Source organism: Sulfidibacter corallicola, from assembly GCF_017498545.1.
Lineage (GTDB): Bacteria > Acidobacteriota > Holophagae > Acanthopleuribacterales > Acanthopleuribacteraceae > Sulfidibacter > Sulfidibacter corallicola.
The window spans coordinates 4,823,264-4,846,762 of record NZ_CP071793.1; the positions used below are offsets into that span (position 1 = coordinate 4,823,264).

The 23,499-nt window shown below is 61.1% G+C and carries 13 protein-coding genes; 2 read left to right on the forward strand and 11 right to left on the reverse strand.

Translation table 11 applies throughout. The features are described from left to right. Positions 1-59 precede the first annotated feature (59 nt). From J3U87_RS14265 to J3U87_RS14310, 10 genes are all read right to left on the reverse strand, one after another. Positions 60-497, reverse strand: coding sequence for a hypothetical protein (locus J3U87_RS14265; RefSeq protein WP_237383723.1), 438 nt, complete (start codon positions 495-497; stop codon positions 60-62). Further along, positions 494-1,600: an MlaD family protein gene (locus tag J3U87_RS14270; protein WP_237383724.1), complete on the reverse strand. Its 1,107-nt coding sequence runs from the start codon at positions 1,598-1,600 to the stop codon at positions 494-496. The genes J3U87_RS14265 and J3U87_RS14270 overlap by 4 nt, the downstream gene beginning before the upstream one ends. Beyond that, positions 1,597-2,391, reverse strand: a complete 795-nt coding sequence (locus tag J3U87_RS14275) for an ABC transporter ATP-binding protein (RefSeq protein WP_237383725.1) — start codon at positions 2,389-2,391, stop codon at positions 1,597-1,599. The genes J3U87_RS14270 and J3U87_RS14275 overlap by 4 nt, the downstream gene beginning before the upstream one ends. 33 nt (positions 2,392-2,424) lie before the next feature. Further along, positions 2,425-3,174 carry an MlaE family ABC transporter permease gene (locus J3U87_RS14280; protein ID WP_237384499.1) on the reverse strand — a complete coding sequence of 250 codons (750 nt, stop codon included), beginning with the start codon at positions 3,172-3,174 and terminating at the stop codon, positions 2,425-2,427. A gap of 319 nt (positions 3,175-3,493) precedes the next feature. Beyond that, positions 3,494-4,357, reverse strand: a complete 864-nt coding sequence (locus J3U87_RS14285) for a hypothetical protein (RefSeq protein WP_237383726.1) — start codon at positions 4,355-4,357, stop codon at positions 3,494-3,496. A gap of 4 nt (positions 4,358-4,361) precedes the next feature. Further along, positions 4,362-6,140, reverse strand: coding sequence for a DNA primase (gene dnaG / locus J3U87_RS14290; protein ID WP_237383727.1), 1,779 nt, complete (start codon positions 6,138-6,140; stop codon positions 4,362-4,364). A gap of 127 nt (positions 6,141-6,267) precedes the next feature. Then, a complete protein-coding gene (locus J3U87_RS14295) occupies positions 6,268-7,431 on the reverse strand; it encodes an energy transducer TonB (RefSeq protein WP_237383728.1) in 1,164 nt (387 codons plus the stop codon). Beyond that, positions 7,428-8,552, reverse strand: coding sequence for a DUF4388 domain-containing protein (locus tag J3U87_RS14300; protein WP_237383729.1), 1,125 nt, complete (start codon positions 8,550-8,552; stop codon positions 7,428-7,430). Before J3U87_RS14300 ends, J3U87_RS14295 begins: the two co-directional genes overlap by 4 nt. Positions 8,553-8,656: 104 nt before the next feature. Beyond that, complete coding sequence (pruA, locus tag J3U87_RS14305) at positions 8,657-10,288, reverse strand: L-glutamate gamma-semialdehyde dehydrogenase (protein ID WP_237383730.1); 1,632 nt, start codon at positions 10,286-10,288, stop codon at positions 8,657-8,659. A 767-nt stretch (positions 10,289-11,055) separates the two neighbouring features. Then, entirely contained in the window at positions 11,056-12,051 is a 996-nt protein-coding gene (locus J3U87_RS14310; RefSeq protein ID WP_420038303.1) for a potassium channel beta subunit family protein, read from the reverse strand. A 615-nt stretch (positions 12,052-12,666) separates the two neighbouring features. Here J3U87_RS14310 and J3U87_RS14315 point away from each other — a divergent pair. Both J3U87_RS14315 and J3U87_RS14320 read left to right on the forward strand, forming a co-directional pair. Continuing rightward, a complete protein-coding gene (locus J3U87_RS14315) occupies positions 12,667-18,738 on the forward strand; it encodes an Ig-like domain-containing alpha-2-macroglobulin family protein (protein ID WP_237383732.1) in 6,072 nt (2,023 codons plus the stop codon). Between the two features lie 807 nt (positions 18,739-19,545). Next, positions 19,546-22,401 (forward strand): right-handed parallel beta-helix repeat-containing protein, encoded by a 2,856-nt coding sequence (locus J3U87_RS14320; RefSeq protein WP_237383733.1) that lies wholly within the window; start codon positions 19,546-19,548, stop codon positions 22,399-22,401. A 137-nt stretch (positions 22,402-22,538) separates the two neighbouring features. On the opposite strand, the gene J3U87_RS14325 is transcribed toward J3U87_RS14320, so the two are convergent. Continuing rightward, positions 22,539-23,375, reverse strand: a complete 837-nt coding sequence (locus tag J3U87_RS14325; protein ID WP_237383734.1) for a DUF4097 family beta strand repeat-containing protein — start codon at positions 23,373-23,375, stop codon at positions 22,539-22,541. Positions 23,376-23,499 lie beyond the last annotated feature (124 nt).

A 23,499-nucleotide genomic window follows, 5' to 3' on the forward strand; every position in this document is an offset into this window, starting at 1 on the left:
ATCACGAATGAGAGAGCGAGACCTTCCCGAACTCGGACTCGCCGGTCGACCTGCCTCGTTCATTGAGCGACGCGCATGAATTCCTTGTAGGACTTGTAGTCACTGCTCTCGTCGTCGGGTGCCAGACGGACGTTGAAGTACGCCAGCTTTTCCGATGCGCCTTCGGCCGTGTCTTTGAACTGCAGGGTCTTGGTGGCGTAATTGCCCAGTCCGGTGACATCCAGCTCGCGTTTCTTTTTCCAAAACACATTCTTTCCTTCGTCGAAGGCTTCGACGACGACGGTGAGCTCCTGCAGCTTGGTCCCGCCGCTCAGGTTCTGCACGTTGACCTCGTAGGTGATTTCATCGGTCTCCTTGCTGACCGAGAAATCCAGGGTGGTCTTGTACTGGCGGCGTGCCGCGCGTACCTCGTCGAAGGGGTTGGGCCCGGAGCAGGCGGCGACGCAGGCGGCCAGCCCGGCCAAAATCAGGAAACGTATGCAAGATCGCGTTTTCATGGAGATTCCTCTTCTCGTTGGGGATCGTCCAGCAGCTTCGCGCCTTTTTTGCGCTTCCGCTGGATGTACCACTTGGATATTCCCGAGTGTTCCAGGCCGTAAACCACTTGATACAGACCTTGATACAGGCTCGGATCGTTGACCAGCAGGGAAGCGGTTCCTTCACCGCGGTCTATTTTCTCAAGAATCGAAGCCAAATGGTAGGTGGCTTTCTCGATGTTCTGGGACACGCGTTGACCGTATTCCTCGTCTTCGGTGAGGGTGTAGAGCAGGCCGCGACTCTGACTGATGCGGTTCATGTAGCTCTGCGAGGTATCCAGCAGGTCCAGCGTCTTTTGCTTGAAATCGTCGCGAAACTGGGCGTCGGTCATCAGGGAAGGCACCAGGCCGTCCCCTTCCTGGTAGTTTTCGATCATTTCGCTCATACCGCCGGAAATGTCGCGAAAACGCTGTTTGAATTCGGCGGTGAATTGGGGATCGGTCAACAACACCGACACCAAACCTTCGCGGCTTTCCAGTTTGCGGGCCGTCTCGCTCAAGGCCGACTTGAGCTGCTGCGCCAATTCTTCGTCTCCGACCAGTTTCTGCAACAGCCCCTCCTTCTGGGTAAGCTGAACGAGAAACGCCTTGAGATCCTTGGTGATATCGCTGACGTCGGCGACGAAGTCCGTGCCCTGTTCCAAAAGGCGCTCCACGTCGACGGTCTTGGGTGTGGGCTTGATGAAGCCGCCTTCCTCGAGCGAATCGGCGTTGTAGTCCTTGGTCAGCAGCAGGATGTACTTGTCGCCCAGTACGCCGATCGACTTGATGTCGGCGATCGTCGAAACCCGAATGTGTTCGCGGGCCGAGCGGTGCACGGCGATCGACACGATGATCGGGATCAGGCCCTGCGAGGACACCTCGTCCCCCAGGACGATCTTGGTCACACGGCCGATGGGCACGCCGTTGAAGTGGACCGGACTGTCGACGGCCAATCCGTTGACCTTGGCGAACCGAATCTGGTAGTTCACGGTCTCCTGGAAGTTGCCCAGGTAATAGAGCGTGGTGCCGAGAATCAGCAGGGAAAGCGTGAACATCAGGCCCACGCGCGTTTCGCGGTTCATGACTGGCCTCCAGAAAGGTACGCCCGCAACACGGGATGCGTCGTCCGCGACGCCTCGTCCAGGGTACCGGAAAAAGCCAACTCGCCCTTATCCAGAAAACACAGGCGATCGGCGACATGAAAGGTGGTCGACATGTCGTGGGTGACGACGACCGAGGTAATCGAAAGCTCGCGCTGAAGCTTGCGAATCAGTTGGTTGATCGCCCGAGTCGTCAGGGGATCGAGCCCGGTGGTCGGCTCGTCGTAGAGCACGATTTCGGGTTTGTCGATGATGGCACGGGCGAGGGCGACGCGCTTCATCATACCACCCGAGAGATCGGAGGGATAAAGGTGTTCGATGTTTTCCAACTCGACCATTTTCAAGCTTTCGCGCACCATCGGCAGGATTTCGCGGGGGGCCAGGCGCCGGTGTTCCTCGAGCGGATAGGCCAGGTTTTGGTAGATGTTCATGGAGTCGAACAGGGCGCCGCCCTGGAACAGGTAACTGACCCGTTTGCGAATGGGGTAGTACTCTTTTTCGCGCAGGTGGGTGATGTCGCGATCTTCGAACAGGACCTGGCCGCCGTCGGCCTCCAGCAGGCCCACCAGAATTTTGAGGGTGACCGATTTGCCGCTGCCGGATCCACCCAGAATCACCAGGGTCTCGCCCTTGAAGATATCCAGCGACACGCCGTTCAAGACCTGCTTGGAACCAAAGCTCTTGGTGACCTCGCGCATCTGGAAATAGCACTTGGCCGTACCGCTGCCGGTTTCGTCGATCGCACTGGGGTTCGGGGGATTGGCTTCACGCATGGGGGCTCCGGAGACAGGGCGGAAAAGTCGCGATCAATTGGTGATCACGTGGAAGATCTTGGTCAGGAAAAAGTCGCTGATGAGGATCAGGATCGAGGCCGAGACCACGGTATCGGTGGTGGCGTGGCCGACGCCGTCCGCGCCGCCCTCGACCCGCATGCCGTTGTTGCAGGCGATGATTCCGATGAAGTAACCGAAAAAGAAGGTCTTGCTGATGCCGGCCGCGACGTCGTCCATCTGAAGCGCGTTCATACACCGCGACAGATAGAAGTACCCGCTGATGTTGAGCTCCACGGAGGAGAGCAGCAAACCGCCGAAGACACCGATCGCACTGGCGATGATGGTCAGGATCGGCAGGCAGATGATGCAGGCGATCAGGCGCGGAACCACCAGCTTGTGAACGGGACTGGTGGCCATGGCGCGCATGGCGTCCAATTGTTGGGTGATTTTCATCGAACCCAGCTCGGCGGTGATGCCGGCACCGACGCGACCGCCCACCAGCAACGCCGTCAACACCGGGCCGAGCTCGCGCACGATGCTCAAGCTCACCAGGTCGCCGATGAAGAGATCCGCGCCGAAGGAGGCCAGGGCGAAAGAGGCCTGCAGGGCCAGCACCATGCCCGTGAAGAGCGCGGTGATGTTGGTGATGCTCAGCGACTTGACCCCGATGTTGTAGAACTGGGTGATCCATGCCCGGAATTCGGGCTTGCGGGTCACCAGGCACCGAAAGGCATCCCAACTGAGGAGGAGCAATTGGCCAATGATTTCGAAGATACGCTTCATGAAGTCCAAAACGCTGATTCCACATGTGTTTCGCCGGCCAGACGGGGGACGGGACGACCGGCGCGAACGAAGGGGCTGGGTTTCGGTGCGAGCCGGCGGTCGGGTGGCGCCGAGGGCGTCCCGATCGGGAGCGCGCCACGAGCGAAAGCTCCGTTAAACTGGCTTGACCGTAAGGAGTCCCCAGTATAGCCGAATAGAGATTCGGCTCAAGCCAAAACCCCGAGGATCGGGAAAGGCTCACACGCGAACCACTTCTTTGGTGGGCTCGAGGCGGGCATCCACGCCGATTGGGGTGGAGGATGGGATCGGTGACAGGCGATCAGCGCGGCGACACGGCCACCACGTCGGTACTGAAGGACAACCCCAGCAACGGCGCCAGGCGTTTCAGATCCAACAGGCAACGGTTGAGGTGATCGGCGGACACCGAGCGCCGCGTCCAGGTATCGTGCAAATCGCCCAACAGATCAAGCGTTTGCCGATGGGGCGCTTCGTCCAAATCGGGAATGCGAACCTTGAATTCGAGATCCGAACTGAAGCCCGCGTCCTGCGCCGAGCCGAGAATCTCGACGGCCGCCAGCGCGCGGGCACGCGGTACCTCGTCGCGGGTGAACACCTTCAGCCAGGGAACGTAGATCCGCTTGCGGAATTCCTTGCCGTTGCCGCCCTCCATGTTCTCCCAGGGCGCGTGTTCGATGTGGCCGCCATCGTGGAAGAACAAGGTCACTTTTTTGAGGCGAATCGTGCGACTGGCCTTGAACGTGAGCTCGAAAATGTAGAGATGGTCGGGTACCACTTCGAACCGCACCGGCTCGAAGCGCCAGTTTTCGCCGTCCTTGCGTTCCGGCGGCAGCACCGGCTTGACGCCGAACAGCGCCGCCGAAAAGGCCTCCAGCTCCTTGGCGGAGTCGGCATCGGTGGGCACCGCCGATTCGGCTTCGCGGCGTACCGCCGCCTCCATCTCGGTCAGCAAGGGCAACAACCCCTTCAAGTCGGCTTCGGGCGTGCCGCGATTGAAGGCCTCGATCGCGAGGCTCAAGCGTTCGTGCAGCCGCTGGTAGGCAATTCGGGTTTCCGGCAACGCCACCAGACGGCCGGCATCCGGGATCAGCGGCATTTCCGCCGCCGCGGGCGACATCGCCCCCAAGAGGAACGCGAGCGCGAAGATGCGAAAGAATACCGGCATGACCCTACCCGACCTTGTGATACTGAGCCATCAATTGGAAGTTGTGACGCATCAGGGCGCGACGTTTGTCATCGGCGGTCGGCGGCAGGGTTCGCAATCGGTTTTTGTTGATCGCCACCAGTTTCTTGATCATCTGTTTCAACAGGTCGGTCACCAGAATCCGCATCTTGGCGGCATCGTGCTCCACGAAGGCGTCCGAGAGCCAGATTTGGCGAAGCATGGGCCGGTAGGGTTCCGGTACCACTTCCAACTGGGTCTCGAAATCCTGATGGCGATCTTCGTTGATGAACTCCATGACCCAGGGGCGGTCGTGAAACAGGGTTCCCAGGATCTGGGGCAGGGCCTGCTTGTCCTCTTCGCCCAGAAAACTGGTGTAGTCCTCGTGTTTCATGACTTGAAAGAGAAACAGCTTTTCCTTCGAGTTGAAGGGCAGTAACCGCTCCTGCTCTTCCTCCTCCAGCGGCGGAAAGAAGTCTTCCTCCGGCGGCGGTGGCGGTGGCGGTGGTGGTTCCCGTTCAGCCTTCTTTTGCGAGGCCAGCACCTTTTCCAGAAGGTCCAGACGCAAGTCCAAGGACTCGGCCAAGCGCTCCAGGTAGCGACCCTTCACGACGGGATCCTGAATCAGGGTGAGAATCCCGCCCATTTCGCGCGCCATGTAACTCTGGGCATGGGGATCTTGGCGGATGTCGCGGCCTTCGCCCAGGAACCCCATCAAATAGCCGAAGAAACCGTCGGCCCCGGCCAACTGCTCGCGGTAGGCGTCCACCCCGCGATCCTTGATGAAATCGTCGGGATCCTGCTTGTCAGGCAATCGCACGACGCTGACCTCGGTGTCCAGCGCCAGAAAGGTTTCGATGCTGGCCCGCGCGGCTTTGAATCCGGCGGCATCGCCGTCGAAATTGAGGATCACGCGCTCGGCGTACCGCTTGAGCAGCTTGCCCTGTTGCGGTGTGAACGCCGTGCCCAGGCAGGCGATGACGCCGCCGACTCCCGCCTGATAGACCTGGATCACGTCCATGTAGCCCTCGCAGACGACCACGGTGGGTTCGCGTTTGAGGTAGGGCTTGGCGAAGTGCAGGTTGTAGAGATGACGGCCCTTGACGTAGAGCGGCGATTCGGGACTGTTGATGTACTTGGGCCCGTCGCCCTCCATCAGGCGGCCACCGAAGGCGATGACGTTGCCGTAGGCGTCGCAGATGGGAAACATGATGCGATCGCGAAACAAATCGTAGGGGCGACCCTGGCGGCCAGGCTTGAACAGGCCGGACTGCTGCAGCAGCTCGCCCGAATGGGTGCCGGTCAGGTGATTCAGCAAGCCGTCCCAGGCGTTGGGGGCGTACCCCAGTTTGAAGAGGCGCACCGTGTTTTCGGTGATGCCGCGGCTCTTCAGGTAGGCCATCGACGGTTTGGATTGGAGGAGTTGCTGGTGGTAGAACTCGCGGGCGGCCTCGTTGACGGCCCGCAACCCCTCGATCACGTCGCGGCCCGGCCCGCGCACCCCGCGTTTGGGCAGCTCGACACCGGCCAAATCGGCCAGGAACTCCAACGCGTCGGGGAAGGAGAGGTGCTCCACTTCCATCGCGAACTTGATGACGTCGCCACCGCGTCCGCACCCGAAACAATGGAAAAAACCCTTCTGGTCGTCGAGGTAACAGGACGGCGTCTTCTCCCCGTGAATCGGGCAGCAGCAGGCCATTCGGTTGCCGCGCTTCTCCAGCTTGGCGTAGCGACTGACCAGGGCCGAAATGGTCAGGTTGTCCTTGATGAGGGTGGCGCCGTCCATACCGAAAACTCCCTAAACGCAATGCCTGCAACGAAAAACACAAGTCGCCGAACCGTATCCCCGGTCGGCGATGGTGGCGGGCGATCGGCGCGATGCCCGCCTGACCTTTGCGTTCATTATGGCCGCATCAGCGCGGATCTACCAGAAAGGTGTGCCATGTTTTCACGCGCTTCCCCTGCAGGGTCGGCGGCGTGAACTTGTACTTGTAGACGGCCTGCATGAGGGCCCGGGAAAGCTCGCCATCCACTTCCTGACCCTTGGCGATGTAGGCCTTTTCCACGCGACCCGTTTCGGAGACCAGAGCCCGTACCAAAATCGGTCCCTGGCGCCGCGGCCAGCGCACGTCGCTCGGAAGCGGTTCTTGGAAACTGAGATTCAACCCGCTCACTTCCTGGGAGTTGGGAACCAATTTGCCCGTACTGACACCCTGCGCGGCGACCGCCTGATCCCGCTCCGCGGTGCGATCCCGCAGGCTCTGGCGGACTTGAACCATTTCGTTCTCGAGACGCGCGACCTGACCCTTGAGCTTCTTGTTGTCTTCGATGATTTGCAGACTGGCCGAGGCCTCTTCCTTCTGCATGCGGCCCATTTCCTTCTTTTCGCGCTCCAGTCCCTTGACTTGGCGCTCCAACTGCTTGGCCTGGGTCTCCAGCTTCTGGAGATTGACCTTGTACTGCATCTCTTGAGCGGTGAGCTGCTCATTCAGGACATTCTGTTCCAACTCGTGTTTCTCGCGTGCATCGCTCAACGCCACCCGCGCCTGTTCGAGGGCACCGCTGCGCGTCTTCAGGTCTTTTTCCAAATTGGTCACACGGGTTTTCAATTGATCGCGCTCCGTGGTCAGTTTCTGGAGAACCTGGTCCTTGCCGCTGACCGTCTTGGCCGTTTCGGCCTGCTGGCGATCGAGATTCTGGACGCGACCCTGCAACGACGTGTTGGATTTGCGCGCCTCGGCCAACTGGTTGGTCAGGGTTTCCACCTTGCGCCGGGCTTCCTCGAGCGAACTGGTCGTATCGCCCAAACTCTCGTTGACTTGGCTCTGCTGCTGCTGGAGTTGCTGGTGCCGATCGCGCAGCTTGGCGAGCTCGAGAAAGAAATGGCCGGCGGCCGCGGCGGCCCCGACAAAGAGCAGGAGCGAAAGCACGACGGGCCACTTGCTGGATGATTTGGGCTCGGACGCCCGCCGGTGCAGCGGCGGCGCTCCCTTCTCCAGCCGGTGGACGGGGATGTCGGATTTGAGTTCGATATCCTCGAAACCCATGGATTCGGCGTCTTTGGGCTGATCGGTCATTTGAATGAAATTACCCCGTTATCCAGGAAGTTTTTGAAGATCTTGAGGCACAGCGACTCTTCGAACGGCGAGATCTTGATGATGGATTTGACATCCCAGGCACCATTGATCCGGGACACGATAAAGCCGGCTTCGGGGCTCAGATCCAAACGCGTGATGGCACCCACGTCCATGGCCAGGACGGGAATCGCATCGGGGTTGATGACTTGCTTGGCGGTCGTTTCGTAGCGCTTGTCTTGAATTTTGCTCTTGAGCTTCTTGACCTGCGGATTGTTGGGCGCGGAGCGCTGCAATTTCATCAGGCCGCGCTCGGCCTCCTCCAATCGGCCTTCCTCCAGAAAACCCTCGACCTGGCCGATCATTTCGCGCATGGGATCGCGGGACCCGCTGGAGGGCGGCTGAATCATTTGGTGGCGATGACTGCCCACCTCGATCATGCCGGCCTCGTGCAAATCGAGCAGAAAACGACACACTTCGAAGCGCGTCGACTTGAACAAACGCGCGATCTCGAGAATGTTGCGGATGCCGTTCACCAGCGAGAGCAACCTCGCGAAACGCGAGTCCAGCGGCAAATGGGGAATGATTTTTTCCACATTCGGCCGGATGACGATCGAATCGTCGGGAAACACTTCCTTCACGCGCGACCACTCGTCCTCGCGACGGGCGCCTTCCAACACGATGTGGGTCACGTCCAGGGCCAGCTTGGGAATCTCGCGGGCGGGTAACTTTCCGTCGAAAAATTCGAACTTGCCCTCTTTCCAGAGGAAGAGGTCGTAAATGATTTCCTCCGAGATAGTTGTCAGCAATTCATGGAGCTCGTCCTTGGTGATGATGTTTTGCTGAACCAGGATCTTACCCAGGAGCACGTGATCGCGTTTCTGGCGCTCCAGGGCCTCGGAGAGTTGTTGTTCGGTGATTTGATTGCTGACGAGCAGGAATTGGCCGATCAACTCGCGCGGATCGCTGGAACTGGCGGAATTGATCAGGCCGTCGCCGAAATAGACGTCCTTCTTGATACCGTCGGGCCCATCCACATGCAGGGTGCCGGTTTTTCTGCCGCTGTTCAGCCACTGAAAAATTTCGGCAAGGGACATGGTGGAAATATTGCCGGTAAGGCTCATGGAGGGTCCTCTGGAGGTATCGGGTTCTTAACCCTTGGTGAAAGACGAAGGCGAATACGGGCTCCCCGGCCGGGAAGCCCGTGGGGTGTTACGAGTGGTAACCCCTAAGAATCCAGCATATGGGGATACGCATACTCTTTCGGCGGAACGAAGTTTTCCTTAATGCTACGGACGCTGGTCCACTTCAGCAAGTTCAACATGCTGCCGGCCTTGTCGTTGGTACCGGAAGCCCGGCCGCCACCGAACGGCTGTTGGCCGACGATCGAGCCGGTGGGTCGATCGTTGACGTAGAAGTTGCCGGCGGCGTGCTTCAAAGCGTTGGTGAGCTTGACGATGGTGCCGCGTTCCTTGGCCCAGACCGCACCGGTCAGGGCGTAGGGCGAGGTTTTGTCACAGAGCTCGAGGGTTTCGTCGAGTTTTGCGGGATCGTAGGGATAGACGGTGAGGATCGGTCCGAAGATTTCTTCGACCATGCTCTTGTAGTGAGGGTTGTGGGTCTCGATGACGGTCGGCTGCACGAAATAGCCCACGCTGTCGTCGGCTTCGCCACCGAACAGGATTTCGGCCTCGGATGATTCGCGGGCATGAGCCAGATAGGCACTGCTCTTGTCGAAAGAGCGCTTGTCGATCACGGCCGAGGTGAAGTTGGAGAAATCGGCGACATCGCCCGTTTTGGCTTCGGCGAGGTACTCGCCCAACAGCTTCTTGACCTCGGGCCAGATGTTGGTGGGAACGTAGGCCCGCGAAGCGGCGGAACATTTCTGACCGGAGTACTCGAAGGCACCGCGCACCAGGGCGTTGGCCAACGCCACCGGTTCGGCACTCTCGTGTGCGAACACGAAATCCTTGCCGCCGGTTTCACCGACCACGCGCGGATAGGCGTGATATTTCTCGATATTTTCGCCAACCGTTTTCCAGAGGTACTGGAAGGTTCCGGTGCTGCCGGTGAAGTGGACGCCGGCCAGTTCGGGACGGGCCATGGTGGCGGCACCGATCTCCGCGGGCGGTCCGGGAATGAAGTTGATGACGCCCGGCGGAAGTCCGGCCTCTTCCAACAGCCTCATGACGAAGTAGTTGGAGTAGACGGCGGTGTCGGAGGGCTTCCAGAGCACGACGTTGCCCATCATGGCGGGCGCACAGCAGAGGTTGCCGCCGATGGCGGTGAAGTTGAAGGGGGTGACGGCGAAGATGAAGCCCTCGAGCGCACGGTGCTCGACCCGGTTCCAAGTGGGTTTGGGCGAGTAGGGCTGATCTTCGAAAAGGCGCGTCATGTAGTGGACGTTGAAACGCAGAAAATCGATCAATTCGCAGGCGGCGTCGATTTCGGCCTGCTGAATGGTTTTGGCCTGACCCAACATGGTGGCGGCGTTGATGGTGTCGCGCCAGGGACCGGCCAACAGCTCTGCCGCTTTCAAAAAGACACCGGCCCGCTCGTGCCAGGGCATTTCCGACCAGGTTTTCCAGGCTTCCTGGGAAGCCGCGATCGCCTGCTCCACGTGACTGGCATCGGCCAGGTGGTAGCGTGCCAGCACATGCTTGTGGTTGTGGGGCATGACGCTTTCGCCGAACTTACCGGTTTTGATTTCCTTCCCGCCGATGATCAGCGGAATCTCGTAAACCTGGTTGCTCATCTCTTCGAGACGCTTCTTGACACTTGCCCGCTCGGGCGACCCGGGCGCATAGCCGCGGACGGGTTCGTTCACCGGCTCCGGCACCTTGAAATACGCATTTGCCATGCCTGACTCTCCTTCCTTTCGCTTTGGTTTTTTCGATTCGGTCTAGGGACCGGGGAATCGAGCCGCTGGTCTCCCCTCAGCGACGAAATCGGTGATTCCTCGGTATGCCGCGCGCGACGACGGGTGGCGCGGGCTCACGAACGCGCTGGATCGGGTTTTCCGGCATGATCGATGGCACTGAGGCAGCGACGAAAGGTGAAGGCATGAAAAACCGTGTTTCGTTGGGCAGAGCACGAGGGTTTCCCATAAAAAAAATCGGCTTCGATTCGTGCGGGGTGAATCGGCGCCTTTGGTGGATTTCATGTACAACCTACACCTGCATGCCAAGTTGGAACCGTGATGCAATCCATACAAAGGTGGGTTTCAAGCGGTTCGTGCCCCTTCAGGGGCTTGGAAACAGAACTGCTCCGCGAGGATTCGGACCGATCCAATGCACCGGCGACCCTGGCCACCGGTGGCACGAACCCGAACCTCGATCCGCAGAAAACCCGGCCTCGATCGGCGCTGGCTCGTGATCGGAGCAAAAGCCGCGACTCCGCGAGGAGCCGCACGACTTTGGCCATCTTACAGTATTCATGTGTACTTTTCGAGACCTTGCGCGGGACCTGAAAAGTTCGCCCGCGGAAAGGGATCCCGAGGAGGCGGAAGGACGCGAGAAAAAGGGGAATGGCAGGCGCTCGCAGCGACGCTCGTGCTACGCCCGTGCTACACCCGTGCTACGCCCGTACTACACCTGTGCTCCCCAGTGCCCTGCCTCCCCGTCGCGATCAGGCACTGAAGTCCGCCGGCGGTTCCGGCCGGTTCGCCATGACCTCGTCGATTCGGGCCAGGACCTCGTCGTCCAGGAGCGACAGGTCCCCCAGGGCCGCCAGGTTCTCCTCCAGTTGCTCCGGTCGCGAAGCACCCAGGATGACGGTGCTGACACGGGGATTGGCCAAACACCAAGCCAGCGACATGCGCGTCAGGCTGATGCCCAGATCGTCGGCGATGGCGCTCAAGGCCCGCGCCTTTTCGATGTTGCGGCGGCCCTCTTCACTCTCGAGCCGGTTTTTGAGCCACTCGAAGTTGGGCAGGCTCATCCGGCTGCCTTCGGGAATGCCGTCGTTATACTTGCCGGTCAGCACCCCGGAAGCCAGGGGTGACCACACCGTGGTGCCCAGGCCGAACTTGTCGTAGAGCGGCAGGTAATCGCCCTCGACCTTTTCGCGCACCAACAGGTTGTATTGGGGCTGCTCCATCGTCGGCGGGACCAGCCCGTACTGGCGCGCCACGCCATAGGCTTCCATCAAGGCCGTCGCTCCCCATTCCGACGTGCCCCAGTATATGACCTTGCCCTGTTGGATCAGGTCGTTCATGGCCCGCACCGTTTCCTCGATCGGGGTGTGGATGTCGGGTCGATGGCAAAAGAACAGGTCGAGATAGTCCACCTGTAGGCGTTTCAGGGCCGCGTGGCACGCATCGAAAACGTGTTTGCGGCTCAAACCCCGTTGGGTGGGCTTGGGTCCGCCCCAAAACACCTTGCTGGACACGCAATAACTGTCTCGGCTCCACCCCAGCTTGCGAAGCACGCGGCCCATGATCACCTCGGATTCACCGCCCGCGTAGACCTCGGCATTGTCGAAGAAGTTGATGCCGGTATCGTAGGCCTGGCCCATCAACTTTTCGCCCAAAGAATCGTCGACCTGGTTCTTGAAGGTCACCCAGGAACCGAAAGAGAACGCGCTGACAAAGAGACCGGAACGGCCCAAACGTCGATACTGCATATCCATGATCGAACACTCCCCTGCAAAACCGGGTCAACAAAGCCCGATCCGAATTGTGTGGCTGTTGGTTGGGAAACTCCATCCATTATAGGAGAAACCGTAAAAAATGCCCGTGCCGCCGCCTTCGGTCCGGAGATCGGTCCGGCATCCACCCAAATCGCTCGGGTCGCTCATCCGCACGGAGCCGCTTTTCCCCGGGAGCCTGCGTCGCAGACATTTCCCCAACCGTCACCAAATGACCGAAAGCGTTGGTCTTTCGGTGGAGAAACATTCTAGAATCTACCGTTCAGCATCCTTGTCTTTCGTCCTCCCCAAATCGCCGCTTCGCCCGGAAACGCGGATCCCGCGATTCGATGCCGCTCCCATCGCCCATGGCGCCAGGTCCAGGACAAGCGGTATCGAGTCAGGTAGATGGAGTCGCAACGGAGCTCCATCGCCGCTGGTGCGGCCCGCTCCCACCGAGCGCTGCCAACGACTTTCGGTTTTTTTGGGGCCGGCCTGAAACCTGCCTTGCGATCTCGGATCCCCAGGGCCCAATTCCCAACCCATCGCGGTGTCGCGGTGCCGAACGGGCACCACGTGGACCGCGACATTCATCGATAAGGAGCAAGCCTCATGAATCTGGCGCGTTCGATCAAGATTTCCGCAACGCTCACCTTCCTGGTCGCCTTGTTCAGCCTGGCCGGCGTCATGCACACCCCCTGGACATCCTCGCGAAAGTCGGTCGGGATCGCCCGGCCATCAACCCCACAAGGAGCCAACCCCGCCGTGATCGACATTCAACTCAGCGATGGGACCGGCGTCGCGCCGGCTTCCGAAACGGCCCCTCCCGCCAAGGCCACCCGCATCTCCGACGAAGAGGCCAAAAAGATCCTGGCCCGCCTCGAACCCTTACCGCCGGGAACCGGGGACCCCGAGACCACCGATTTCGCCAAACGCGACCCCTCGCGACCGGCACCCCGCCCGGGAACCACCATTTCCCACGCCTTTCCCCCGCCCGACCCGGATCGAGGAGCACCCGACGTCGCCCAAAAAGATCTCGAAGTGACGCGCTACGGCCCGGAAGGCGACTTGAGACTCGCCGACAAGATAAGCATCACCTTCTCCCAGCCCATGGTGCCCCTGACCTCGCTCGAGACCCTGGCCGACAGCGAGATTCCCGTCACCATGGAACCGCACGTCAAGGGTCGTTGGCGCTGGGTAAGCCCCAAGACCCTCGTCTTCCGCGACCAGGCCCGCATGCCGATGGCGACCGAATTCAAGGTCCGAGTCCCGGCGGGGATCACCTCCGCCAACGGCAACGAGCTCCGCAAAGCGGTCCAATGGCGCTTCAGTACGCCGACCGTCAAGCCCGTCGGCTTCCATCCCTATTCCCATACCGGTCAGCCTCGCGACGTGATCATGGCCGTCGCGTTCAATCAGCGCATCGACCCGGCCAAGGTGCTGCCGGTCGTCAGGGTCGCCAAGGGTAAACAGGGCCAGGCCCTCGAACTGGTGGCGGAAGCGGATTGGCGTGGCGACAGCGCACTCGCCGCCTTCGTCGACAACCACAAAAAAGATCAGGTGCTCGTCTTCCGCAGCCGTGACCTGCTTCCCGCCGATTCGCGTTTGACCGTCACCGTGGGTCCCGGCACCCCCTCGCGGGAAGGCCCCCTGAAAGCCGACGGCGCCACCATCTACAACCTGCGAACCTACGGCGCGCTCAAGGTCGTCGAGCATCGCTGCGGTTGGGGAGAATGCCGCCCCTTCACCCCCTTTTCGATTCGGTTCAGCAACCCGCTGGACGAAACGGCCTACGCGGATGACTGGATCTCGGTGGAACCCGCGATTCCCGACATGAACGTCTCGATCAACAACGCCTATCTCACCATCAGCGGCGCCACCAAGGCCGACACCGTCTACACTGTCCGCCTGCATCAAAAGATTCGCGACGTGTACGGCCAGTCGATGTCCGAACCCGAAGAGCTGAAGTTCAAGGTGGGCCAGGCCTACCCGCAATTCTTCTGGCCCGCGGAAACGATCTACATCCCCGACCCCTACGCCAAACCCGGCCTGCCGATGTACAGCATCAATTACAGGACGGCCAAGATCCGGGTCGCCAAGGTGGATCCGGTCGTGGATTGGCCTAAATACCGCGAATACCTGCAACACCGTCACCGACCCGCGGCCGGCAAGCCCTTTCCCGGTTCGACCGTCTACGAAAAGACCCTGAACCTGAAAGCCGCCCCGAACGAACTCCACGAGATCATGCTGGACCTCGGCAAGTGGCTCGGCGACGGGAAAGGCCACCTGGTCATCGAGGTACGGCCCGACAAGCTCTTTCCCGGTCAAGACGCCAACCACGGCAACCATTACGGCATGATGACCTGGGTCCAGGCGACCCATATCGGGCTCGACGCCTTCAGCGACGATCAATCGATCCTGGGTTGGGCGTCCCACCTCAAAGACGGCACACCGCTGAAGGGCGTGCAGCTCGAACTGTATCGACACACGGCGAAGGTTCAGGGCGGCGACACCGACGCCGACGGCCTGCACGAACTCGACATGATCGATAGCGGCGGCGGCCAACTGCTGCTGGCGCGCAAGGGCACGGACAGCGCCTTTCTGGTCCCGCACCTGAACCATTGGGGCAACAGCGGCCAATGGAACCCCTCCAAACCGGTGGGCACCCTGCGGTGGCACATCTTCAACGACCGCGGCATGTACAAACCCGGGGAAAAGGTGCGAATCAAGGGTTGGATCCGGGGATTCACCGGCGGTCGCGACGGGCGCCTGGCCATGCCGGGCAAGCCGTTCCGCCTCGATTACCATCTCTTGGACGCGCGTGGTAACAAGTTTCTCGAAGGCGATCTCGACGTCGGCAAATCGGGGGGATTCCACCTCGAGATTCCGATTCCCGACGACGCCAACCTGGGCCCGGCCAGGGTCATGTTTCGCACCAAAGACACGCTGGCGGATTTCCCCGGGGTGAACGCCACCCAGCACGGGTTCCAAATCCAGGAGTTCCGGCGCCCGGAATTCGAGGTGTCGATGACCACCGATCCGGGGCCTCATTTCGCCGGCGGTGCCACCGAAGCCACGGTCCGAGCCAACTACTACGCGGGCGGCTCGCTGCCCAACGCGCCCGTGTCGTGGCGGGTCGAAGCGCGGGCGACCCACTTCACACCGCCAAATTGGTCCCAATTCACCTTCGGTTTTTGGACACCTTGGTGGGTCCATTCAGGGAACCACAATCAACCGGATCGCTATCTGCACCACAACGGCATCACCAACAGCTCCGGTGAGCACAGCATGCACCTGGCCTTTCGCGACGCGAACAGCGGGCGACCCACGGCAATTTCCCTGGCCGCATCCGTCACCGACGTCAACGCCCAGCAGTGGAGCGCCAACGGCAGCCTGTTGGTCCACGCCGGCTCGCTCTACGTCGGTCTCCAAAGCGAACGCTACTTCGTGGAGAAGGGCACGCCCTTTTTCGTCGAAGCGATCGCGGTCGATCTCGACGGCAAGCCGGTCAAGGGCAAGACCATCGACATTTTCGTGCACCGCACCAAGTGGAAGCGAGTGGCCGGAACCTGGACCGAGATCGAGGTCGACCCCCAGGAATTCCAACTTCAGAGCGACGACAAACCGGTCGGCTTCCGCTTCGAGACGAAGGAAGGCGGAACCTACCGAGTTCGCGCGGAGGTTCGCGACGACGCGGGCCGCCGCAACGAAACCCGCATGACGCGCTGGGTTTCCGGTGGCCGGGCCAAACCGATCGACAAGGTGGAGCAGGAAAGCCTGACACTGATTCCCAGCAAGAAAACCTTCAAGCCCGGGGAAAAGGCCAGCATTCTGGTGCAGGCGCCCTTCTTCCCCGCGCACGGCGTCATGACGGTCCGCCACGGCGGGATCGTCGATCACCGCAGCTTCGAGTTGAAGACCCCCTCGATCACGCTGGACGTGCCCATCGAGGTCGCGCACATTCCCCAGGTCACGATTCAGGTGGACCTGACCGGAGCCAATCAGCGCCTCGACGCATCGGGTGAACCGGATCCCAAACTGCCGCCACGACCGGCGTTCGCCAGTGGGTCCCTGAACCTGGACGTGCCCGCCGCCTATCACGAACTGAAGGTGGCGTTGGATCCGGAGTCGCCGGAACTTCAACCGGGTGAATCCACCACCCTCAGCCTGACCGTCACCGATCGCGACAACAAACCGGTGGCCGGCAGCGAGGTCGCGGTCTTCGTCGTCGACGAAGCCATCCTGGCACTTTCCGGCTACCGCCTCGCCAACCCGCTGCACTCGTTCTACAGAGCCTTGGTCGCCAACATGCTGAACAGCCATAACCGGGGCTGGATCGTCTTGGCCGATCCCACCGAACTGGCCAAGCAGCAGGCCGAGGCCCAACCCAAAATGGAATTGATGGAATCGAACGAAGCCCTGTCCGTGAAAATGAACGAAGTCAAGGCCTTGGAGGGATCGATCGCACCCGCCGCACCGGCCATGGCTTCGCCGAAAATGAAGATGGCAGCACGTAACAGGGCTTTAGACGATATCGCGGAAGGGGAAGCGGAATCGCAACCGATCGCGGTTCGCAGCAACTTCTCGCCCTTGGCCGCCTACTTTCCGGATGTGAAAACCGATGGCGCCGGCAAAGCCACGGTGACCATCGACATGCCCGACAACCTCACCCGGTACCGCATCATGGCGGTCGCGGTGAAGGAAGCCGAGCGATACGGCATCGGCGAATCGAACCTGACGGCGAGAATGCCGTTGATGGTGCGACCTTCGGCACCGCGCTTCCTGAACTTCGGCGATCGCTTCGAGCTGCCCGTGGTCGTCCAAAACCAATCCGATCGCGATTTGGAAGTGCGGGTGGCCGCCGAAGCCGCCAACGCCACCTTCACCGCAGGTTTGGGGCGTCGTGTGGTCGTGCCCGCCAAGGACCGGGTCGAGGTCCTGCTCCCCGCCAAGACGGACCTCGCCGGCAAGGCCCGTTTCCGCATCGCGGCGGTTTCGGGTAAAGCGGCCGACGCCGCCATGATCGAAGTACCGGTGTGGACGCCGGCCACCTCGGAAGCCTTCGCGGTCTACGGAGAAATCGACGAATCCGGCGCCATCGCCCAACCGGTCGCGGTCCCGGACGACGTGTTCCCGCAATTCGGCGGCCTGGAGGTCTCCACCACCAGCACGGCCCTCCACACCCTGACCGACGCGGTCCTCTACCTGACCAACTACCCCTACGATTGCGCGGAGCAGCGTGCCTCGCGGATCATGGGTATCGTGACCCTGGAAAAAGTGCTGCGCGAGTTCGGCGCCGATTTGGATCCGGACAAGCTGCGCGCGGTGGTCGAGAAGGACGTGGAAGCGCTGAGCCAAACGCAGAACGGCGACGGTGGCTTCGGATTCTGGCGGCGCGGCGAAAAATCTTGGCCGTACCTCAGCATCCACGTGGCCCACGCCTTGATCCGCGCGCGTCAGCACGACGTGACCGTGCCGGATCGAGTGCTCGACAACTGCCAACGCTACCTGCGTCAGTTCGAGCGGGACAACTTCCCGAGGGATTGGAGCAAACGATCGCGGTTCATGGTCAAGGCCTATGCGCTCTACGTACGCGCCCTGAACGGTGATCCCCAACCGAGACACGCCGACAAGGTGCTCGCGATGATGCCGATCGAAGACGCGCCCATGGAAGGCCTGGGCTGGTTGCTCTCGGTCTACAAACCGCAAAGCGAGTCCGCCCGCAAACTGCTGCGCCACTTCAACAACCGTGCGGACGAGACCGCCGCCACGGCTCAATTCACCGATCATTACGGCGACGACGCCTACCTGATCCTTCACAGTTCGCGGCGTACCGATGCGGTCATCCTGGAAGGCCTGATCGGGGCACAACGAGACAACCCCTTGATTCCCAAGGTGGTGGCCGGCCTGTTGGGCCACCGAACCAAGGGCCGCTGGACCAACACCCAGGAAAACGCCTTCGTGTTGCTGGCGATCAAACGCTACTTCGACACCTACGAAGCGACGACGCCCGATTTCGTCGCGCGCGTGTGGTTGGGCGAGGCCTTCGCCGGGGAACACGCATACCGCGGTCGCTCCGCGGAGCGCCACCAGGTGGACATCCCCATGGCGTGGCTGACGGAACAAACCGGCGACAGCGCCGACCTGATCGTCGACAAGCAGGGGGCCGGGCGGCTCTACTACCGTTTGGGCATGAACTACGCTCCGCGCGATTTGAACCTGAAGCCGCTGGATCGCGGGTTCTACGTCAAGCGCCGCTACGAGGCCGTGGACGACCCGGGCGACGTGGTGCGCCAAGCCGACGGATCCTGGACGATCAAGCGCGGCGCCAAGGTTCGGGTGTTCCTGGAAATGGTCGCGCCGGCGCGGCGCTACCACGTGGCGTTGGTCGATCCCTTGCCGGCCGGTTTGGAATCGCTGAATCCGTCGCTGGCGGTTACCAACGCGGTGGATACGGGTGCCAAACGACCCGGTTGGTACTGGACCTGGTACCGCCATCAAAATTTGCGCGACGAGCGGACCGAAGCCTTCACCACCTATCTCTGGGGCGGCGTGCACGAGTACAGCTACCTGGCTCGGGCCACGACGCCGGGCTCGTTCGTGGTTCCCCCTGCAAAGGCCGAGGAAATGTACGCGCCGGAAACCTTTGGCCGTAGCGCCACGGATCGCGTGATCATCCGCTAGCGGGTGGGTGCCCATCCAGTGCGAAGCATCCACCGACTCCCGGATGCCTCGGCTGGATGGGCACACTTTCGCTTCGAAGGGTTCATCCCTTTTCGAAGTGATCCGTGCGAGGAGTTCCCGCAGGCTTTGAGGGGCGGCGCGGTAGTAGGTTGGCCGGCCCGGCCGACTTGTCGAAGCGACCCAGGCTTCGCAAGATCAAGTGGTAAAAGAGCGAAGCAAATAAGTCGGGCCTATAGATCTCTCGATGATCGATTTCTCTCCATGCTGGGTCGCTTCGATTGGTGGAGCAGGGCCGGTAAGGCAAGCTGCCATACCGGCCCTGCTCAACCTACAGGCCTTGCGTCGCTTACGAGCAGGCGGGCTCTTCGACCGTAGTCGTTCAGCGGGACCTTTGGCTCCGCTCTTGGCGATCGTGCAACGTCCTGACTTCGGTCACTTCGACAAGTCGGCCCAGCGCCCTGGGTGGGCCCGGCACCTACCCGGCACACGCCTCTCTCGCAAATGCGGGAACTCCCTAGCGATTCGCTTCGATTAGTTTCCAAACCTGAGACCCAGGCCCGGTCCGCCGACGCCTCTGTGTCTGCGACTTCGGCACCACGACCGCTCGGGTACATTCCATCCGCGCCACATCACACTCTTCCCGAAAGCCGATGGATCTCACGCCGACCGCACCGGTGTGCCGCGGGATTCGGTGCTAAAATGAGGCTCCCTTCTCATCCCTATGGCCAAATCGCTCGCGATTCGTCCGAACGCGGTTGCGCCCCAAGCCAACCGCAACGAGCTCAATATTTTATGGGAGATCTCAGGATGCACACTGCCAAACTGCCGACATCGGTTTTTGTCGTCCTCACGGCCGCCGCGCTCTTTGTCGCGAACCCCGACTGCCGTGCCGTAACCTATTATGTGTCCAGCTCTCAAGGCAACGACAGCAACAACGGAACCTCGGAACAAACACCCTTCGCCACCATCGAACACGTCAACGGCTTGACCCTCCAGCCCGGCGATCAGGTCTTGTTTCGCTGTGGCGACACCTGGCGCGGCACCACCCTGGAAATCACGCAATCCGGAAGCAACGGCTCGCCGATTCTCTACGGCTCCTATCCCACCGCCGACTGCGCCGACATGCCCAATCTTTCCGGGGCCCAGCCCGTGTCCGGCTGGTCGACCCATTCCGGCAACATTCGCGTGGCGGATCTGGGCGCCGGCCAGAACAGCGGCCTCTTCCCCAACGGATTGAATCAACTGTTCCAAGGGAACAGCCGCCTGCCGTTCGGCCGCTGGCCCAATATCGACGCCGGCGACGGCGGCTACTCGACCATCGACGACGCCCCCAACAACACCAGCATCGTCGACAACGAACTCCCCGGCGGCATCGACTGGAGTGGGGCCTGGGCCCACATCAAGGCGATCCGCTGGTCGATCACCAATCGCCAGGTTTCCTCCAACTCGGGAACCACGATCAACCTGGCGAGCGGCACCGACTGCTGGGCCGGCGACTGCCAGGGCTGGGGTTATTTCCTCACCAATCACCTGTCGACCCTGGACCAGGAAGGCGAGTGGTTCTGGGACGAAGCCACCAACCGGGTCTACCTCTACCACGCCGACGGCCTGCCCACCGGGATCGAAGGCTCGGCCGTACAGTTGGCCAACGCCAACGACTGGGGCGGCATCGTACTGGGCAATCACCTGCGCGAGGAAATCGGTTTCGTCACCATCGACAACCTGGCCGTCACCCGCTGGTACCAACACGGCATCACCACGCCCACCAACCTCGAGCTGACCGACAACCACAACCTGATCATCCGCAACTGCCGCATCGAGGACGTGGATTCGATCGGGTTGAACCTGGCCACCTGGATCTGGAACGATCCCGACCGCCAGGGTTGGCGTGGTGGTCGCGATCAGCAGATCGAGAACAACGTGATTCGCCGCGCCAACCACATGGGCATCAACACCTACAGCACCGACTCCACCTTTACCGACAACGTCGTCGCCGATATCGGCCTGATCGCCAACCTGGGCGCCTCCGGCATGGGCTGCGGCGACGGTTCGCAAGGCTTCTGTACCGAATTCGGCGACGGGATCCGCATCAAGATCGACAACCCGACCCTTTCCGGATTCGGCAACACCTTCCAATACAACCTGGTGGAGCGCACCGGATACTGCGGTTTCGACAATTTCGGCACCGGCAACACCATTCGCGAGAACATCATTCGCCAAGCCTGCATTTCGAAAGGCGATTGCGGCGCGATCCGCAGCTTCGGGCAAAGCCCGCTGAGCACCTCGCCCGCACGCGACCTGACCATCATGAACAACATCATTACCGATACCATCGGCAATACCGACGGTACCGAGGACTTCTTCCGACCGCTTTTCGGCATCGGCCTCTACATCGATTTCTGGTCGGCGAACGTGACGATCAGCGGCAACACCGTGGCAGGCTCCACCATCGACGGCATCATCTTCCAGAACTCGAGCGGGAGTGTCACCAACAACGTGCTGTTCAACAACAACACCGGCACCATGCAGCGCGGCCAACTGTTCCTGGCGCTCAACGACACCAATGTCGGCCCGGTGACGGGCAACGTCTTCTACGGCCAAAACGCCTCGGCCCGCACCATTTCCACCGACAACGAGAACCTGCTGTTCGGGTCGGACAACAACTACTTCTTCAACCCCTTCGAAGATCAGAACATTTTGGTGAGTTTCCAGGTCTTCACCCTGGACGGCTGGCGCGGACTCAGCGGCATGGACACCAACTCGGTGGTCAACGATTTCACCCTGGAACCGGGCGAGGATCCCCTGGCCGAACTGTTCACCAACGAAACCAAACAAACCCAGACGATTTCGCTCGGCGGCTCGGTCTACGAAGATCTGGACGGCAACCAGGTGGCGGGCTCCTTTCAACTGGCGCCCTTCAGTTCCCGCGTCCTGATTCCCACCTTCATCTGTGCCCCGACCGCGACCTTGAGCGGTGGCGAAACCCTCTGCCAAGGCCAGTCCACCACCTTGACCGTCACCCTGACGGGCACTCCGCCGTGGGACCTGACCTGGTCCGACGGGCACATCCAGAATGGGGTCACCACCTCGCCCGCCCAGCGAACGGTGACCCCCAACGAGAGCACCACTTACACCGTAACCACCTTTTCCGACAGCGTTTGCGATGGTCAGGCCAGCGGTAGCGCCAGCGTGCTGGTTACCGGCAACGACCCGCTTCACATCACGCCCGGTTCGACCGCCATCGGCCTGACCCCGGTTCAATTCACCGCTCAGATTCCCTGCAGCGCGGACGTGACCTCGATGGAGTGGCGCTATGACGGCAACCTCCTGGCCCAGGACACCAACCCCATTTCGGTGGGCGATCAGGTGTCCGTGTCCGGCACGCTGCAGTTCATCGCCAACACCAGCAACATGGGCCAGCTCACCGAATCGGTGTCGGTCCTCATCCCGCAATTCCCTGACGTCAACCAGGACCTGAACGGCGACGGTTGCAACACCGAAGCGGATCTGTGGTTTTTGGCCGATACCTGGCGGAACACCTCGTCCAACGACCCCAACGACAACGGGGTGGTCGACGTGTTGGATTTCCTCTACATCAACACCGATGGAACCTGCGCCCCACGGCCCGACACGGGAACGCTCGCTTCCGGCCTCCACCCCTGAGCCCATTCGAGCCCGCTTCCGGCGGGAAGAGCCCGATCAACCCGAACATCAAAAAGGCGAAGCGGTCGTGACGCGACGGCTTCGCCTTTTTTGTTGTGCCGATCCACGGGGTCCCGGCGCGCTTTCGAATGGAGAGCTCAATCTTTTTCGAGGTAGATGTTGCCACTCACGGTGCTGACGTCGATGGACGTACCGTTGCCGTTGACACTGCCGTCGATGCTCTGCATGCTGGTGAATTCGTGTTCCTTGATGCGCAGCGAGTCGCTGACGCGATTGGTGATGCTGCCGCTCACCGTGCTTCCGGACAGATGGTAGGAGGCACTGGCATTGTGACGAATGCGGACGTTGCCGGAGGTGCTGGAAAAATTGTAATCGTCACCACTGAGATCACCATTGCGGTAATCCACGTCGCCACTGACGCTGGCGGCGTCCACGGTACTGTCGACGATGCCGCTCATGATCACGTCGCCGCTGACACTGTTCAGTTGCAGGTCCCCGAAGGCATCGCTGACTTCCACCCTGCCGCTGACCGATTGAAGCCGCAGATAGCCACCGACTCCTTGGACCTCGATGTCGCCGGACACCGATTTGACACGAAGCTTCCCGTTGGCGGGAAAGGTGATCCGGAAATCGACGCCGCCCTCGGTGGTGCCCCAGCGCGGGTATTTGGTGCGAACCGTGACGCGATCGCCTTTCTGGTCGAATTCGACCTTGATGTCCTCGTTCTGGATGACGTAGTTGACGACGATCTGATCGACCGAACCGCGCTCCACCAAGATGTCGCCGGCGACGTTTTCAAGCGTGAGCGACGGTTCGCCGGAAATGTCGAAGGTCCGCGTTTCCCCGTTGCGGGCGAGGGCGGACGCACCGCTCATGAGAAAGAAGAAAACCGCCGCGTGAAAAAGAACGGTGCGAAGGGGTTCGGTTGTGCCGAAGATCCCGGCGTGAGTTCGGGTCCGATGGGTGAAAATCATGTTCATGCCTCCTGATTGCGCTCGACGAGCGCGCCGTGTTTGTGGATTCGAAGGCATAGGACAGCGGGGTCCGGAGAAACGCTGCAGGAAAATTCACGAAGAATGGTCCGGCACGCGAAACACC

Coding starts and splice junctions, on each gene's coding strand:
- J3U87_RS14285 (WP_237383726.1), bottom strand. CDS start 4,357: ATGCCGGTATTCTTTCGCATCTTCGCGCTCGCGTTCCTCTTGGGGGCG.
- J3U87_RS14310 (WP_420038303.1), bottom strand. CDS start 12,051: ATGCAGTATCGACGTTTGGGCCGTTCCGGTCTCTTTGTCAGCGCGTTC.
- J3U87_RS14280 (WP_237384499.1), bottom strand. CDS start 3,174: ATGAAGCGTATCTTCGAAATCATTGGCCAATTGCTCCTCCTCAGTTGG.
- J3U87_RS14325 (WP_237383734.1), bottom strand. CDS start 23,375: ATGATTTTCACCCATCGGACCCGAACTCACGCCGGGATCTTCGGCACA.
- J3U87_RS14295 (WP_237383728.1), bottom strand. CDS start 7,431: ATGACCGATCAGCCCAAAGACGCCGAATCCATGGGTTTCGAGGATATC.
- J3U87_RS14315 (WP_237383732.1), top strand. CDS start 12,667: ATGAATCTGGCGCGTTCGATCAAGATTTCCGCAACGCTCACCTTCCTG.
- J3U87_RS14270 (WP_237383724.1), bottom strand. CDS start 1,600: ATGAACCGCGAAACGCGCGTGGGCCTGATGTTCACGCTTTCCCTGCTG.
- J3U87_RS14320 (WP_237383733.1), top strand. CDS start 19,546: ATGCACACTGCCAAACTGCCGACATCGGTTTTTGTCGTCCTCACGGCC.
- J3U87_RS14275 (WP_237383725.1), bottom strand. CDS start 2,391: ATGCGTGAAGCCAATCCCCCGAACCCCAGTGCGATCGACGAAACCGGC.
- pruA (WP_237383730.1), bottom strand. CDS start 10,288: ATGGCAAATGCGTATTTCAAGGTGCCGGAGCCGGTGAACGAACCCGTC.
- dnaG (WP_237383727.1), bottom strand. CDS start 6,140: ATGGACGGCGCCACCCTCATCAAGGACAACCTGACCATTTCGGCCCTG.
- J3U87_RS14300 (WP_237383729.1), bottom strand. CDS start 8,552: ATGAGCCTTACCGGCAATATTTCCACCATGTCCCTTGCCGAAATTTTT.
- J3U87_RS14265 (WP_237383723.1), bottom strand. CDS start 497: ATGAAAACGCGATCTTGCATACGTTTCCTGATTTTGGCCGGGCTGGCC.